At 63.3% G+C, this 15,686-nt stretch carries 13 protein-coding genes and 3 pseudogenes; 8 read left to right on the forward strand and 8 right to left on the reverse strand.

Annotated elements, in window-relative coordinates:
* Positions 1–234, forward strand: a 234-nt coding sequence (locus ACOVRJ_RS08655) for a hypothetical protein (protein WP_422043475.1), incomplete at its 5' end; no start/stop codon positions are given.
* On the opposite strand, the pseudogene ACOVRJ_RS08660 reads toward ACOVRJ_RS08655, so the two are convergent.
* The 5 genes and pseudogenes from ACOVRJ_RS08660 to ACOVRJ_RS08680 all read right to left on the reverse strand — a co-directional run bounded on the left by ACOVRJ_RS08660 (position 142) and on the right by ACOVRJ_RS08680 (position 5,988).
* Positions 142–434, reverse strand: a pseudogene (locus tag ACOVRJ_RS08660) (addiction module antidote protein). The gene ACOVRJ_RS08655 and the pseudogene ACOVRJ_RS08660 sit on opposite strands and share 93 nt — an antisense overlap.
* A gap of 95 nt (positions 435–529) precedes the next feature.
* Positions 530–2,350 carry an acyl-CoA dehydrogenase C-terminal domain-containing protein gene (locus ACOVRJ_RS08665; protein ID WP_108326952.1) on the reverse strand — a complete coding sequence of 607 codons (1,821 nt, stop codon included), beginning with the start codon at positions 2,348–2,350 and terminating at the stop codon, positions 530–532.
* A gap of 2 nt (positions 2,351–2,352) precedes the next feature.
* Positions 2,353–3,663, reverse strand: a complete 1,311-nt coding sequence (locus ACOVRJ_RS08670; RefSeq protein ID WP_104801860.1) for an acetyl-CoA C-acetyltransferase — start codon at positions 3,661–3,663, stop codon at positions 2,353–2,355.
* A gap of 8 nt (positions 3,664–3,671) precedes the next feature.
* Entirely contained in the window at positions 3,672–4,586 is a 915-nt protein-coding gene (locus tag ACOVRJ_RS08675) for a MaoC family dehydratase (RefSeq protein WP_158270139.1), read from the reverse strand.
* Between the two features lies 1 nt (position 4,587).
* Complete coding sequence (locus tag ACOVRJ_RS08680; RefSeq protein WP_104801858.1) at positions 4,588–5,988, reverse strand: 3-oxoacyl-ACP reductase; 1,401 nt, start codon at positions 5,986–5,988, stop codon at positions 4,588–4,590.
* Between the two features lie 63 nt (positions 5,989–6,051).
* On the opposite strand from ACOVRJ_RS08680, the gene fabR reads away from it, so the two are divergent.
* Both fabR and ACOVRJ_RS08690 read left to right on the forward strand, forming a co-directional pair.
* A complete protein-coding gene (gene fabR / locus ACOVRJ_RS08685; RefSeq protein ID WP_104801857.1) occupies positions 6,052–6,729 on the forward strand; it encodes an HTH-type transcriptional repressor FabR in 678 nt (225 codons plus the stop codon).
* A gap of 7 nt (positions 6,730–6,736) precedes the next feature.
* Complete coding sequence (locus tag ACOVRJ_RS08690; RefSeq protein WP_422043473.1) at positions 6,737–8,068, forward strand: D-alanyl-D-alanine carboxypeptidase family protein; 1,332 nt, start codon at positions 6,737–6,739, stop codon at positions 8,066–8,068.
* Positions 8,069–8,343: 275 nt separating this feature from the next.
* Here the strand turns inward: ACOVRJ_RS08690 and ACOVRJ_RS08695 are convergent.
* Positions 8,344–9,282, reverse strand: a pseudogene (locus tag ACOVRJ_RS08695) (LacI family DNA-binding transcriptional regulator); the annotation flags it as partial.
* A 471-nt stretch (positions 9,283–9,753) separates the two neighbouring features.
* On the opposite strand from ACOVRJ_RS08695, the gene ACOVRJ_RS08700 reads away from it, so the two are divergent.
* The gene (locus ACOVRJ_RS08700; protein WP_151600917.1) at positions 9,754–10,266 is read left to right on the forward strand and encodes a hypothetical protein; all 513 of its coding nucleotides are present in this window, start codon (positions 9,754–9,756) and stop codon (positions 10,264–10,266) included.
* A gap of 64 nt (positions 10,267–10,330) precedes the next feature.
* Here the strand turns inward: ACOVRJ_RS08700 and ACOVRJ_RS08705 are convergent, their stop codons facing one another.
* Positions 10,331–10,747: a cupin domain-containing protein gene (locus ACOVRJ_RS08705; RefSeq protein ID WP_291925199.1), complete on the reverse strand. Its 417-nt coding sequence runs from the start codon at positions 10,745–10,747 to the stop codon at positions 10,331–10,333.
* A gap of 99 nt (positions 10,748–10,846) precedes the next feature.
* Here ACOVRJ_RS08705 and ACOVRJ_RS08710 point away from each other — a divergent pair, with 99 nt between their 5' ends.
* The 4 genes and pseudogenes from ACOVRJ_RS08710 (at position 10,847) to ACOVRJ_RS08725 (ending at position 14,714) form a co-directional block, all read left to right on the forward strand.
* On the forward strand, positions 10,847–11,818 hold the full coding sequence (locus ACOVRJ_RS08710; protein ID WP_151600919.1) for a LysR family transcriptional regulator: 972 nt from the start codon (positions 10,847–10,849) through the stop codon (positions 11,816–11,818).
* A 1,455-nt stretch (positions 11,819–13,273) separates the two neighbouring features.
* Positions 13,274–13,459 (forward strand): annotated as a pseudogene (locus tag ACOVRJ_RS08715) (hypothetical protein); the annotation flags it as partial.
* 26 nt (positions 13,460–13,485) lie between these two features.
* Positions 13,486–13,893, forward strand: a complete 408-nt coding sequence (locus ACOVRJ_RS08720; RefSeq protein WP_151601036.1) for a shikimate dehydrogenase family protein — start codon at positions 13,486–13,488, stop codon at positions 13,891–13,893.
* Complete coding sequence (locus ACOVRJ_RS08725; protein WP_151601037.1) at positions 13,893–14,714, forward strand: amidohydrolase family protein; 822 nt, start codon at positions 13,893–13,895, stop codon at positions 14,712–14,714. Before ACOVRJ_RS08720 ends, ACOVRJ_RS08725 begins: the two co-directional genes overlap by 1 nt.
* Positions 14,715–15,166: 452 nt before the next feature.
* Here the strand turns inward: ACOVRJ_RS08725 and ACOVRJ_RS08730 are convergent, their stop codons facing one another.
* A complete protein-coding gene (locus ACOVRJ_RS08730; protein ID WP_422043474.1) occupies positions 15,167–15,622 on the reverse strand; it encodes a lysozyme in 456 nt (151 codons plus the stop codon).
* Positions 15,623–15,686: the final 64 nt, after the last annotated feature.

The following is a 15,686-nucleotide window of genomic DNA, read 5'->3' on the forward strand; positions in this document are numbered from 1 at the left end:
TACAAACAAGTCAACGTCTTAAAAGATGTGACCGGCTGCAATGGGTCGGAAGCTGGCATTGGACCGGCTTGGGACGAGCGACAGCAACCAGCCTTTACAGGGCATGAGCCACAAACGCTCCTACCCCAACACCCATCACGCTTACCCCGCCTGCATGGGCTGTGCGTGGAGCTGGATGCCCAGCGCCGCCGTGACTTTCAGGATCGTGGCAAAGCTGGGGTTGCCCTCCCCTGACAACGCCTTGTAGAGGCTGTCCCTGCCCAGGCCCGTACGCGCGAAAGTTGCGACATGCCCTTGGCCCGGGCAATGGTGCCCAGGGCCTTGGCAGCATCATCCCCTGCCTCTTGCAGGCAGGCCTCCATATAGAGCGCCATGTCCTCTTCGGTCTTGAGGTGTTGGGCGCTGTCCCATTTCCGCAGTTTGAGTGCAGTCATCGGTTACCCCTTCAGTTGGCGCATAGATCGTTTTTATGGCGCTCTGTATCCATTGAGATACATTGCTGTCCATGCCGCCAAGCGGTGAAGCGGGTTCAACCCGCCATCGCCGCCACCGGCATCTGCAGCAGCGTGCTGGCCGGCGCCAGCGCCATGCGGTGGTGGGCGTCGGCGCGGGGCAGCAGGCGTTCAAAGTAGAACTGCGCGGTTTGCAGCTTGGCCTGGTAGAACGCCGCTGACTCTGGCCCCTGGCCGCTGTGCAGGGCCTGCTCGGCGCGCTGGGCCATCAGCGCCCAGTGGTAGGCCATCATCACGTAGCCGCAATACATCAGGTAGTCCACCGACGACGCGCCCACTTGCTCCGGGTCGGCCTTGGCCTTGAGCATGAGGCGCAGGGTGAGCGTATTCCATTGCACGGCGCGGCGCGCCAGGGCGCGGGCCATGCGGCCACGCAAGCCCCCAGCCAGCAGGCCCGGCCGGGCCAGCACCCACATCTGGGCGGTGAAGTCGCGCACGCACTGGCCGCGCGTTTGCAGCAGCACCTTGCGCCCCAGCAGGTCCAGCGCCTGGATGCCGGTGGTGCCTTCGTACAGCGTGGCAATGCGGGCATCGCGCGCGATCTGCTCCATGCCATGCTCGCGGATGTAACCGTGCCCGCCGTACACCTGCATGCCCAGGTTGGCGGCTTCCAGGCCCATTTCGGTCAAAAAGCCCTTGAGGATGGGGGTGAAGAAACCCAGTTCGCCGTCGTGGCGCTTGTAGCCGGCCTGGTCGCCGGCCCAGGCAGCGGCAAACATCTTGTCGGCCAGTTGCGCGGCGCCGTAGATCATGGCGCGGCCACCTTCGGCGATGGCTTTTTGGGTGAGCAGCATGCGCCGCACGTCGGGGTGCCAGACGATGGCGTCGGCCACCTGCTCGGGCTCCTTTTTGCCCGAGAGCGCGCGCATGGAACGGCGCTCGCAGGCATAGGCCAGCGCGCCCTGGTAAGCCAGCTCGGCATGGGCCACGCCCTGGATGGCGGTGCCGATGCGCGCGGTGTTCATGAAGGTGAACATGGCCTCCAGCCCCTTGTTCGGTTCACCGATCAGGGTGCCGATGGCGCCGTCGAAATTGAGCACCGCCGTGGCACTGGCGCTGATGCCCATCTTGTGCTCGATCGAGCCGCAGTGCACCGCGTTGCGCGTGCCTAAAGCACCACCCTCGCCCACCAGAAACTTGGGCACGATGAACAGCGAAATGCCGCGCGTGCCGGCGGGCGCCTCGGGCAGGCGCGCCAGCACGATGTGCACGATGTTGTCGGTCAAGTCGTGCTCGCCGCTGGAGATGAAGATCTTGGTGCCGGTGATGGCGTAGCTGCCGTCGCCCAGCGGTTTGGCCTGGGTCTTGACCTGCGCCAGGTCAGAGCCGCACTGCGGCTCGGTCAGGCACATGGTGCCGCCCCACTCGCCCGCCACCAGCTTGGGCAGGTACTGCTGGCGCATGGCCTCGGTGCCGTACTGCAAGATGGTGTTGATGCAGCCGATGCTCAGACCGGGGTACATGCTGAAGGCCCAGTTGGCCGTGCCCATCATCTCGCTCTTGAGCAGGTTGAGCGACACGGGCAGGCCCTGCCCGCCGTAAGCCGTGGGGAACGACAGGCCCTGCCAGCCGCCCTCGACGAACTGCGCATACGCCGCTTTGAAGCCCTTGGGCGTGGTGACCTCGCCCGCCTGAAAGTGGCAGCCCTCTTCGCCGCCCGAGACGTAGAGCGGCGCCAGCACCTCTTCGCAGTAGGTGGCGGCGGCCTCCAAAATGGCGTCCACCACCTCGGGCGAGGCGTCTTCGCCGCTGCCCAGCGCGCGGTAGTGCGCCGGGTAGTCGAACACCTCGTTCATCACAAAGCGCATGTCGCGCAGCGGGGCTTTGTAGTTCAACATGCTCATTTCTCCAGAATGGCCACGACGCCCTGGCCGCCAGCGGCGCAGATGGAAATCAAACCGCGCCCGCTGCCTTTTTGCGCGAGCAGCTTGGCCAGCGTGGCCACAATGCGCCCGCCGGTGGCGGCAAACGGGTGACCGGCGGCGAGCGAGCTGCCGTTCACATTGAGTTTGCTGCGGTCAATGGCGCCCAGCGGCTGCGCCAGGCCGAGCTTGTCGCGGCAAAACGCCGGGTCTTCCCACGCCTGCAGGGTGCACAGCACCTGGGCGGCAAAGGCTTCGTGGATTTCATAAAAGTCGAAGTCCTGCAGCGTCAACCCAGCGCGCGCCAGCATGCGCGGCACGGCGTAGGCGGGGGCCATCAGCAGGCCTTCTTTCTTGGCCGGGTCGGGGTTGAAAAAGTCCACCGCCGCCACCTCGCTGAACGTGAGGTAGGCCAGCACCGGCAGACCACGCTCGGCCGCCCAGGCTTCGCTGGCCAGCAGCACGGCCGAGGCGCCATCGGTCAGCGGTGTGGCGTTGCCTGCCGTCAGCGTGCCCTGGCCGGGCGCCACCTTGCGGTCGAAAACCGGCTTGAGCTTGGCCAGCTGTTCAGCGTTCAGGCCCTGGCGCAGGTTGTTGTCCTGCTTCACGCCCAGGAAGGGCGTCATCAGGTCGACAAAGAAACCTTCGCCATAGGCGCGCGCCAGGTTGTGGTGGCTTTGCAGGGCCAGGGCATCTTGCGCTTCGCGCGTGATGCCCCATTCGCGGGCCATGAGTTCGGCGTGTTCGCCCATCGACAGGCCGGTACGCGGCTCGCCGTTGCGCGGCAGCTCGGGCTGGAAGAACTGCCCCGGGCGGATGCGCAGCGCCCGCTGCAGGCGCTGCCAGGGGCTGCGCGCGCGCGAAACATCGAGCAGGGTGCGGCGCAGTTGGTCATTGACGGCGATGGGCGCGTCCGAGGTGGTGTCCACCCCGCCGGCCACGCCGCATTCGATCTGGCCCACCGCAATTTTGTGCGCCACCAGCATGGCGGCCTCCAGCCCGGTGCCGCAAGCCTGCTGCAGGTCGAAGGCCGGGGTCTCGGGCGAGAGCGTGGTGGAGAGCACGGCTTCGCGCACCAGGTTGAAGTCGCGCGAATGCTTCATCACCGCGCCTGCGGCCACGTCGCCCAGGCGCTGGCCATGCAGGTTGAAGCGGTCCACCAGGCCTTGCAGCGTGGCCGTGAGCATATCGAGGTTGGAGGCGCGGCTGTAGGCGGTGTTGGAGCGCGCAAACGGGATGCGGTTGCCACCCACGATGGCGACGCGACGGAGGGTGCTGTTGGGGGTCATGGTGGGGCTCAGGAAATGGTGGGTTGATGCGCGGGTTCGGCGCGGAGTTCGGAACGCAGATGGACCTGCTCGCCGCGTGCGTCGCGCACCTCGAACACGGTCTGGCCTGTACTGGCCTGCGCCTGCCAGAGCGAGGCGCGTGTCGGCAGCAGCACGGGCCGCTTGAACACGGTGGTGAGCGAAGCGGCTTGCAGCACAGTGGCCGGCGCGGCGGCTTGCAACAGGGCCAGCGCGCGCGCCTGCGTCCACAGGCCATGCGCGATGGCGCGCGGAAAGCCGAACAAGCGCGCGCTCAGCGCCGACAGGTGGATGGGGTTGTAGTCGCCCGACACCGGGGCGTAGCGGCGGCCGGTGTCGGCGGGGGCGTCGAATGCACCGGCCTGGGTCAGGGCGAGTTCCGGCCCCACGGCGCCGTTGAACGGTGCGCCCACGGGCGACTTCACGCCCAGGCGCAGCAGGGTTTGTGTGGCCTGCCAGACGCATTGGCCATCGCCCTCGCCATCTGACTCGCGTAGCACGCGCAGGTGCAGCGTGAACACCTGCCCCTTGTCGTGCGCCAGCAGCTCGCCGCTGCTCAGCTCCACCCGCACCGCATCGCCTGCGGCCAGCGGCGCATGCTGGGTGATGGCGTTGGCCAGGTGCACCGTGCCCATGGCAGGCCAGGGGCAGGCGGGCGAAGTCATGTAGGTCATGACCAGGGGGAAAGTCAGCATCTGCGGGTAGGTGAGCGGCGCTTGCGCACTCGGGGCAAAACCGCAGACCTCGGCGTAACGCGCCAGGTGCGCGGCGTCGACCACGACGCGCGGCAGCACCAGCGTGACCGGGGCCAGCGCGCGCACCGGCCCGGGGCGCTTGAAACTGCTGGCCAGCGCACGGGCCAAGTTGCTCAGCGTGCTGGCGGGTGTGATGTTCTGGCGCTGCACCTTAAGCCCCCAGCAGGCTTTGGCCGCACACGCGCACCACCTGCCCATTCACGCCCTGCGAGGCGGGGCTGAGCAGCCAGGCGATGGTTTCGGCCACATCGACCGGCTGGCCGCCCTGCCCCATGGAATTCATGCGCCGGCCGGCTTCGCGGATGGCCAGCGGGATGGCGGCGGTCATTTGCGTTTCGATGAAGCCCGGCGCCACCGCGTTGATGGCCATGCCGCGGGGCAGGCGCGGCGCCTGGCTGTGCACCAGGCCGATCACGCCAGCCTTGGAAAACGCGTAGTTGGTCTGCCCCAGGTTGCCGGCAATGCCCGAGATGGACGACACGCACACCAGCCGTGCCTGGGGTTGGAGCGCGCCCCGCTCCAGCAAGGCCTGGTTGATCGCCTGCTGCGCCACCAGGTTGACCTGCACCAGCGTCTGCCACAGGTGCGGCGGCATCTTGGCGATGGTCTTGTCGCGGGTGATGCCGGCGTTGTGCACCACGCCGTCCCAGCCGCCGTCAGCCAGGGCCGCCTGGGCGATCTGCCCGGCGGCCGCCGGATCGGCAATGTCGAGCGCCAGCGCGCGGCCCTGCAGCCGCTCGGCCACGGCCTGCAAGGCGTCCTGGGCCTGCGGCACGTCCAGACAGACCACCTGGGCGCCATCGCGCGCCAGGGTTTCGGCAATGGCCGCGCCAATGCCGCGCGCCGCGCCGGTCACCAAAATCTTTTTGCCCGCCAGCGGCTGCACCCAGTCGCTCGGGGCCGGGGCCTCAAAGGGTGCCAGCCGCACCACCTGGCCCGACACATAGGCGCTGCGCGGCGACAAAAAGAAGCGCAGTGTGCCTTCGAGTTGCGCCTCGGCTCCCGGCGCCACATAGACCAGTTGCACCGCAATGCCGCGCTTGACCTCCTTGGCCAGCGATTTCACAAAACCTTCCAGAGCGCGCTGTACCGTGGCCTGCTCGGCAACCGGGCAGGCTTCGGGCGGGCGGCCCAGCACCAGCACGCGGCCGCAGCTTTGCAGTGAGCGCACCGCGTCGTGGAAGCACTGGTACAGCGCCTCGGCCTGGGCCACGGTGGCCAGGCCGGTGGCGTCAAACACCACGGCCTTGAGGGGACCGCCCGGCTGCTCGCCGGTGCTCCACAGCCCGCTCATCAAGCCGGCCTGGTTGGCCATCGCGGTCCAGCCCTGCACGCTGCGGTGCGCCACGGTGGCGGCCCGCATGGCGCGGAAGGCAGCCAGCAGCGCGGGCAGCAGTTCGGGCGTACCACCGGCGCCGACCAGCACGTCGCCAGCAACCACCGGTTGGCCGGCTTCGAACCGCTCGAGCGGCACGGGACGCGGCAGGCCCAGCATGCCGGCCAGGCGCGCGCCAAAGGCCGAGTTGGCAAAGTTGAGGTAAGCGTCGGACATGGACAGGGCTCCTTTGTTTGTGTACGATCGTACACCGAAAAACCCAAACCGCCAAATCCGTCCATGCCGAACGCCCGTCCCGACACCCCCGCCCCCGCCACGCCCGAGCCGCCGCTGAGCCGGCAAGACCGCAAGGACCTGACCCGCCAAAGCCTGGTGCAGGCCGCGCTGCGGTTGATCGGCGAGGGACGCAGCTTCACCAGCCTGGGCATCCGCGAGATCGCGCGCGAGGCCGGCATGGTGCCCAATGCGTTTTACCGGCACTTTCGCAGCCCAGACGAGCTGGGCCTGAGCCTGGTGGACGAGGTGGGGGCCACGCTTCGCGGCCTGCTGCGCCAGGCGCGCCAGCCGAGTTCGGCCCAGACCAGCGTGGTGCGCCAGTCGGTGCAGGTGTACCTGCAGTACGTGCGCGACAACCGGGTGCTGTTCCGCTTCATCTCGAGCGAGCGCGCGGGTGGCAGCCGGGTGCTGCGGCTGGCGATCCGCCACGAGGTGCAGCGTTTTGTGGACGACACGGCACGCGACCTGGCGCCGCTGGAGGCCTACCAGGGCCTGTCGCAGGCCAGCCTGCACATGGTCTGCGGCCTGATGGTCAACACCCTGCTGGCCGCCGCCCCCGAGGTTCTGGATCTGCCCGCCGACGAGCCTCAGTCCGAGCAGGCGATGGTGCAGGACTTCGTGCAGCAGTTGCAGATCATCTTGCTGGGCGCGGCCAGCTGGCGCGAGGCAGAGCGGCGCTGAAGCGGCGGTGACTGCCAATCGGCAGCCATCCCAAGAAACCCGCCCCCAATCCGCGACAATCGATGCTCTACCGAACCACACCCTGCAAGCCAAGACTTTCTCTCTTCTCCCCATCGCCCTGGCCATCGCTGTGGGCACCCTGTTGCCCAGCTCGGCGTCCTTCGCGGCCAAACACCCCGCTGCCGCCAAGCCTGCAGCGCACAAAAAGGCTGCGGCCGCCGCAGCCTCTGCAAACGCCCTGCCGCCTCTGGCCGCCCAGACGGCCCTGGCCGACAACCCGCCGGCGCTGCCTGCCAAGGCCTGGCTGCTGATGGACTTTGACTCCGGCGAGGTGCTGGCTTCGGCCAACGCCGACGAGCCGCTGCCCCCCGCATCGCTGACCAAGATGATCACCAGCTACATCGTCGAGCAAGCGCTGCGCTCAGGCAAGCTCAAGCAGACCGATCTGGTCACAGTCAGCCAGAACGCCTGGTGCCGCGGTTCGGGCACCGAGTCGTGCATGTACCTGCCGCTCAATAGCCAGGCCACCGTCATTGACATCCTGCGCGGCATTGTCATCCAGTCAGGCAACGATGCCTCCAAAGCGATTGCCGAACACATGGCCGGTTCAGAGGCCGGCTTTGCCAAGCTGATGAACGCCGAGGCCCAGCGCCTTGGTATGACGTACACCCAGTTCGTCAACCCTACGGGTCTGCCCGATCCGGAGCACAAGTCCTCCGCGCGTGACCTCGCCATACTGGCGCGCGCCATCATTCGCGACAGCGCCGAGTACTACCCCATCTACGCCGAACACGATTTCAAATACAACGGCATCAAGCAAGGCAACCGCAACGCCCTGCTCTACACCGACCCCACTGTGGACGGCCTCAAGACCGGCCACACCGCTGAGGCCGGTTATTGCCTGGTCACTTCGTCCAAGCGCAACGATATGCGCTTGATCTCGGTCATCCTCAACACCCACAGCGCACAGGCACGAGCCGACCACACGCGCACGCTGCTCGGCTGGGGCTTTGGCAGCTTCGAAAAAGCTGTCCCGATCCAGCCAGGTGCAGTGGTCACAACGGCCAAGGTGAGCTTTGGCAAGGCCGACACCGTGGGTGCGGTCCTGGGCGCGCCATGGATGCTTACCGTGCCACGCGGCCAGCAGGTGCAGGCCACGGTGGAACTGAAACCGGGCCTGGAAGCGCCCGTGGCCAAGGGCGCCGTGGTCGGCAAGGTGGTCGCCACCTCGAACGGCAAGCCGCTGGGCGAAACCCCGCTCGTGGCGCAGGCCGATGTGGAGCGCGCCGGTCTGTTGCTGCGCACATGGCAGTACGTGGCCAAGTGGTTCGGCAAGTGATGGCTTGAACGCAGCGGAGGGCTGACGCGGGGGACCTCTGCGGTCCCTTGGTTCTTAACGCATACCGACAGGCCACAGGCTGGCAGCTGAGGATATCGGCGTCGCAACGGGAACTATCGTTGGCTCAGACCTGCTGGCTGCTACCGGCCATTAGCTGACGGTCACAGCACTTGCCGATAGCAGTAGCTCGTGGAGCAGATCGGCCAGAAGCAGAAAGTCATTAGCGCAAGAGCATGGACCAGTTCGTCGCTGATTACCGGAATCAGGGCTGGCGGCTACTCTGAACGCAAGGCCGTTGATTCCCGCTCAACGATGCGAAAACCGATGTCGTTAATCTTCTGAGGGACTTCTTTCCCGGCGCAGCGGCTCAGGATTAGTTCGGCTGCCATGCGGCCAATTCCCGCACCGTCCACATGCACTGTCGTGAGTGACGGCACCAAGTGGGCCGCAAAGTCGGCATCGCCGAAACCGCACAGTGCCAAGTCCTGCGGAACCCGCAAGCCACGCGCAAGCGCCTCGACCAGCACACCCTGGGCAAGTCCGTCTGAACTGCAGAAGATGGCCTCGATGCCCGGCTCTTTTTCCAGGATTTCGCTCAGCGCCCGTCGCCCGCTTGCCAGGTTGCTAGGGGCGGGAATCGTCACCGTGGGAACGTCGTGACCAAAAGTGGCCATGAATCCTTGGCGTCGCTGTTGGGCTCGCTCGTCATCACCCGTGGCTAAGGCCACATTCTTCCACCCGCGCGACAGGAAAAAACCAGCCACCGCATTGCCCACCTTGATGTGCGAAAAGCCAACAATCATGTCAATTGGATGCTCGCTAAGGTCCCAGGTCTCCACAACTGGAACACCAAGATTTTTCAGGAGTTCGCGAGCCTTGGGCGAGTGCACCTGACCGGCAACAACTACGCCGTCTGGTCTACGCCCCATCAAACTTGAAATTAGCTTTTCCTCGCGCGCATGGTCATAACCGGTCTGCCCAAGGATAAGTTGATATCCGCTCGTATCCAACGTTTCCGTCATGACCCGTACTGTGGGCAGGAACTGCGGCACGGAAATGATCGGAACTAAACCGACTACAGTCATGCTGCGACGCGACTTCAAGCCACCCGCTAGCATGTTGGGTATGTAGCCAGTAGCGATGACCGCTTGCTTGACCTTTTCGATTGCCGGTTTGGATACCTTCTCGGGTGTGCGCAAAGCACGCGAGGCACTACTGCCTCAACGAGCATTCCGCACGAGCCGTACCGGCAGTCGGTCATCGCGGTGAGATGGAGTTCGTGAATGAGATCGGTGAGGTTGAGGTCAGCAACTCACATAGGTTTCTTATCCCGCCGAATGGCATGCCGTGCAAGTCGCTCGTAGAGCGGGAGTTCAATCTTCGTTTCGACTTCACCTTGTCCACAGACCAGGCGGCTGAACTTAGGCTCCGATTGTCGGCTTGGCCGTTTCGCTCAAGCTGGCCGGCAGCGTGGCCCACGACGGCACCTATGTAGAGCAGTGCTCCGCGTACGCAGAGTGCTGATCGTCAAGCGATGGGGCAGCCAGACGTCACCCTGGGGCTGTAAGGTGCGCGGGCAGAGCGTGGGGTGCAGGCTAGCTGCGCGAAGGAATATTGCTGGGAAAGGGCTGCGAACGCAGACTGGAGTTCGGCCCAGCGTAGGCCGACTTCAAAAGGAGATCAGCATGAAGCTGACGGATCAAGAGTTGCGCAAGCTGCGCGACGCATACAACGTACAGAAGAAAACGCAACGGCGCCGGAAACCAGATCGGAACGGCCACCGAATCCAGGTCACGATGACCTTCGAGGAGTGGCTGCAGGTCTGGACGGAGAGCGGCAAGCTGCACTTGCGAGGGAATGGGCGCGGAAAGTTCTGCATGTCGCGCAAGAACGACCTGGGCGACTACGCGGTGGGGAACGTGGAGATCAAGGCCTGTGAGGAGAACAGCCGGGAGGCCAAGCTGGGGCGACAACCTTCAACTTGCACTCGAGACAGGATGAGCGCGAGCCGAGCTGGAGTGTCAAAAACCCAAGCTCACAAAGAAAGCATCTCGGAAGGGCACCTTGCGTTGCCGATAGTCAGGTGCCCGCACTGCTCTAAGCCCGGCAGGCAAGGAGGCGCAATGCGGAGACACCACTTTGATAGTTGCAAGTCACTGGCAGAGCCGATACGAGAGCCAGGAGCCATCTACACTTGACCTTCGCATCGATATCTAGGTCCAACTCGGAGGAGTCCCCCGTATTGATCGGCTGCCGTTCTTGCTATCGCATCGGGACTGTGCTGCGCTGGCTCTTGTCTACGATAACAAACTCTAGAAAAACGAGTTTTTCCGTTGCGCTCAAATTGCGGTGCGCATGAATCATCCCGGGCCGAACGTGGAGGCTGTCCCCCGGCTTCAGCGTGACGGGTTCCTTTCCCTCCTCCTGCCAAACGCCCGATCCTTCGAGCACATAGAACACCACATGGGAAGGGTGGTAGTGCTTCGGGTTTTGACCGCCCGGAGCATACGTCGTGTGAAGCACACGAAACTCCTTGCCCGGCATAGTTATGTCGTCGAAAACATGCCGTGCTACAGCAGTGATGCCGGCGCGCTCGCCTGTTGCCCCAGCTAAGGCCTGCGCATTGGAAATGGCCGGACCGACCAGCAGAGCGCAAAAGGTGCATACGAGTTTCTTCATGCTTCTTCCTTCAGTGTCATGAGGGGTGCAGTCTAGCATGCGGGGTATAGTTCAGGTATCGATAATGGGCGTTTAGATATCCACCGTGGGTTATACCGAATGAGCGTGAGTTTGATCGACAGAAGGGTGACGCTGCGCGAGCTGCGTCTTTTTCTCGCGGTAGCGCAGTCTGGAAGCATCTTGAAGGCCGCGAACGAGATCGGCCTCACACAGCCGGCACTTTCAAAGTCAATCGCCGAACTGGAGCGGACATTCGGCGTTCGATTGTTCGATCGGACGAATCGGGGCGTGACTACCACTCCTCAAGGCGAGGTTCTATTACGGCGGGCGACGGGAATGTTTGAGGAGCTGCGTCAAGCTGTAGACGAGTTGGGCGCGTTGGCAGATGCAAGCATTGGAGAGTTGCGGCTCGGGGGCACACCAAGCATGTGTGCTGGAATGCTGCCTCTGGCTCTCACCACCATCCTCAAAGAGCGGCCTAAATTCCGTTTCCATGTGGCAGAACTTGAGTCGGGAAAGCTCGGAAGCGAAGTACTTGCGAGATCGCTGGACATCGGCATAGGCCGCGAGCAATTGGGTGTTGAGAACAATGGCTTGACTTTCGACCGGTTGTTCGATGATCGATTGTTCATAGTCGCTGGAGCACTTCATCCACTCGCAAGTCGAAGAACGACGACATTGGAGGAAGCCGCCCGCCAACAATGGGTGCTTCCAGTGACAGACGGCGGGGTAACAGCACAGTTGGCAACTGAGCTGCGCAAGCACGGGTTGGAGCTGCCACACTCCGTCGTCACGTCTATGTCAATGCTCGTCCGATATGAGCTGATTGCGACAAACGGGTTTCTCACAGCCATGTACGGCTCGGTGCTTCGCTTCGGGAAAGTGCCGAGATTCCTGCGGGTTCTACCGATAGATCTGCCCATCGGCATGCCAATTGGATTGCTTCGGCTAAGAAACCGCACGCTAGCGCCAAGTGCGGAGTTGTTCGCCATGGTCACTCGGGGCATCGTCCGACCCATGCACTCGTTAAGCGCAAAGCAGCTACGCCGCGAGATGCAAGCAAATTCGTGACCCTGCACTCCGCAGCGTCTACAACCGCAATCCCGGGCTTAGCTGCAGTCTTGTCAAACCTCCGTCGCCACCAGCCGCTGCAATGATCATGCAGTTTCTGCTTCTGAGCGCGGACACGCGCACCGTCTGCACGCTGCGCAATACTCTGGCGAAGTCGCTTGCCCCGACGCTTCCACCGACTGCGGACTTAGCTGATGTACTGAATGGGTCCAAGACCCATTCAGTACCCCTTTCGACGCACGCTGCTGCACACCACCTGCACGCTGCGCAACACGCTGGCCTAAGCCGCTTGGGCCGACGCTTTCGCTGACTTCTGACTTAGCTGATGTACTGAATGGGTCCAAGTCCCATTCGGTACATCTTTTGACCTATACTGACGCACATCGGCCGGTGCAAGAGGCTATCAAACTGGCGTAAGGGGGCGCGCTACATACCGGCACGATGGACCCAGTAAGAACGTCTCTTCGCGAAGCCTTGCCGCATCACCCATCTGCCGCCCTCCACCATCCACAAGCCCTCTCGATGCAACTCGCAGTAAGTCGGCCTGCACGAGCGCCATCGGACTAATGCGATTACGAGAGCATCGTCTGACCTCTCGTGTTGGGCACTCGGCTCGTCCTCCATGCAGCCTTCGTACGTCCAGCGAAAGATCTCCAATTCGGCTGGACTGCAGGGATTGAAAGTTCGATCGGGCAACAACGCCGCAGCACCGATTACCTCCGCCTGGTGCGGACCCCAAGACTCCTCAGGAGGTCTCCTCCAAAGGGAGCGGCCGAACTTGTTGGTTGCAATCGGAACCTCGTATTCCAAGCGATCGTTCCAAAGCTCCACGCATGACGGCGCCTTCGACGCAACCGTTTCGACCAGCGCCGCGCCTACGTCCATCTCAATCCCGAGTTCCAGCAATGCCGTCAGTACAACATCTGCCAGATCAAAGACGCTGCCGCCCTGAAGCTCAAGCCCTCGCTGAAGGCCGGCGAACACGGCCGCAGCAGAAGCTGCAGAGTTCTTAGCGGACAGGTTTGTTTCTCCGGGTCTGGGGCTGCGGTTAGGGTCATCAGACATAGCGCTGAGCATTCCGACCGGTGTTTGGGGTGCCCAAGTAGGGTAGGCACGAGTTCGAGTGCTTACCGGCACAAGCACTTGCATTGTGTCGCGCTGGTCCATCTGCGCTGCGCAACCCCCTGGCGGAAGCCGTCTTCGCTGCTGCACACCATCAGCACGCCGCGTAACACGCTGGCCAAAGCCGCTTGGGCTGACGCTTCCGCCACGCTCAGACTTAGCTGATGTACTGCAGCGCGGCAGCGATGGATTCGATCAGGTCGGCTTGCGTGATGTTCGTGCTCATGGGGCTTCCAGGGGGCTTGAGAAGGTGTGCGCCGCTTCAAAGACGCGCAGGTCTTTGCTAGGGTGAACCGACCCGTATTTTGACAGCGAACTCTTCGGGAGCCTGACATGGCCGATCACCCGCCCGACGGCGGTACCACCCGGCTGGAGCGCGACAGCTTCGGCGACATCCGCGTGCCGGCGGCGCGCCTGTGGGGGGCGCAGACCCAGCGTTCCCTGCAGCATTTCGATATTTCGACCGAATGCCTGCCCGATGAGCTCATCCATGCCCTGGTGCTGGTCAAGCGGGCGGCGCGGCTCGGGCCGTGCTGTTTGGCTTGATGGCCGAGGGGGCGAGAGAGATTCGCCTGATCAACCGTACCCGCGCCAAGGCCGAGGCACTGGCCGAGGACATGGGGGGTGTCGTCCAGGTGCTGGATTGGGAACAGCGAGAAGCCGCGCTTGAAGGCTGCGCCCTGCTGGTCAACACCACCAACCAGGGCATGTACGGCCAGCCGCCGCTGGACATCCGGCTGGACGCGCTGCCCCTGTCGGCCATGGTGTCCGACCTGATCTATATCCCGCTGGAAACGCCCCTGCTGGAGGCGGCGCGTCTGCGCGGTCACCAGACGGTCAACGGTCTTGGCATGTTGCTCAACCAGGCGGTGCCAGCGTTTGAGGCCTGGTTTGGCGTCAAACCGGAAATTACCGGCGAACTTCGTCAGGCTATTTTGGCCACATTTCAATGATGGGTGTTCTGACCGAACCCAAGATCGACGCGCACTGCCATGTGCTCGATCCGGCCAAGTTCCCGTATAACCCGGACGTGGCTTACCACCCCGCTGGACAGGAAATGGGCAAGGCGGAGTACTTCCTGCAGCTCATGGCGTGTTACGAGGTCAAGCACGCCCTGCTGGTGGGGCCCAACTCGGGCTATGCCACCGACAACCGCTGCCTGCTGCATGCCCTGCAGATCGGGCAAGGCGCATTTAAGGGCATTGCGGTGGTGCCCAACGACTGCCCGCTTGAAACCCTGCAGGTGCTCAAAGCCCAGGGTGTGATTGGCCTGGCGTTCAATGCGGCACTGATGGGGTTTGATTTTTATGCCGGCATAGAGCCCTTGCTGCGGCGCTTGCGCCAGCTGGACATGTGGGCGCAGTTCCAGGTCGACAAAGACCTGTTGCCTCGATTTCTGCCCATGCTCTCGCGGGTGGATGTGAAAGTCATGGTGGACCATTGCGGCCGCCCGCACCTGCCCGATGGGGTGTCACAGGCCGGATTTCAGGCCTTGCTGGCGCTGGGTCGCGAGCAGCGGGCGGTGGTCAAGCTCTCGGGCTTCGCCAAGTTTTCTGAAGCGGGTTACCCGTTTGCGGACGTGCGACCGTATGTGCAGGCGCTGGTGCGCGATTTCGGACTGAAGCAGTGCGTCTGGGCATCGGACTGGCCTTACCTGAAGGCGCCGTACCGCCTCGATTACGGCCCCATGCTGCGCACGTATGAATCGATGTTCACCCCCCAGGAGCGCCGGCAGCTGATGTGGTTGTCGCCGAATCAACATTTTGGATTCTGAACGTACCTTTTGAATTCGAGTGGCGGCTTTGGGTCGAGAGCGGACGTTTACCTAGGTGTAGGCCGAGCGGCCGCTAGCAGCCTAAAGCCGCCCCTTAAATTTCTCCACAAACACTTCTTTCATGACCAAAGAGGTTCCCCGGCACATGAACTATGGATTGGAAATCCGAAACATCGCCACAAGTAAATGCTTGCTCGTGCATGCACTAACCCACCCCGCTGAGAAAAACGCGCAGCCAATCGGTATGAATTTTTCAGATCGACTTGATAGCTCCTCGGGATCGAAGCAAACATGCGGCTTCATGGAACTAACGGAGCCCGTAGCATGCAAGCCCATACTAAAGAAGAAATCGACTCAAGGACTGAACCAAGCCCTATGGCCATCATTGGTGCCATCCTCGCCCAGGGCGCTATCAGGTGGATGGATCGGCAAAAGAAAGATCAACAGGTTGCTCAAAAAAGCAGCAAAGTCTCTGCCTCCCGCCTAATTGCTAAGCCCGGGAGCACTTTGCCGCCGCCGTAAATCCACCTGCGTAACTCCAGCGCCGTACCCGCCCAATCCCGCTGATTGACACGCCGTCGAAGCGTAGACGCCTGCAACCGGCCAGCACCAAGGTTGAATGTGAAATCAACAATGGCCGCAAGCCGCCCCTCTGGCTCAGTGGCCAGTACCGGGCAGTAGCGCAGTGTGGCTCGCAGTGCATCGGCCATGTCGGCAGCGAGATAAGCCTCACCCTCTTCCATAGTGATTGGCGGATGCTTGGCATCGCAAAGATGGCCGTACCCGATCGTCCAAAAACCTGCCGGGCAGACATACGGATAAGCGCGGTCAGGGTCTGACTTAGGCACCCGGCAGAACCCCTCGAACCGCTTGGCCAAGTCGATCGCTGCCTGCGGCACTTCGATCACGGCCGAACCTTGTCAAACACGCGGCCCAAAAACCAGAAGTTCAGCACCCCAGCCCATAGCGCCT

It is taken from the genome of Roseateles sp., from assembly GCF_049240545.1.
Taxonomy (GTDB): Bacteria; Pseudomonadota; Gammaproteobacteria; order Burkholderiales; family Burkholderiaceae_C; genus Paucibacter_A.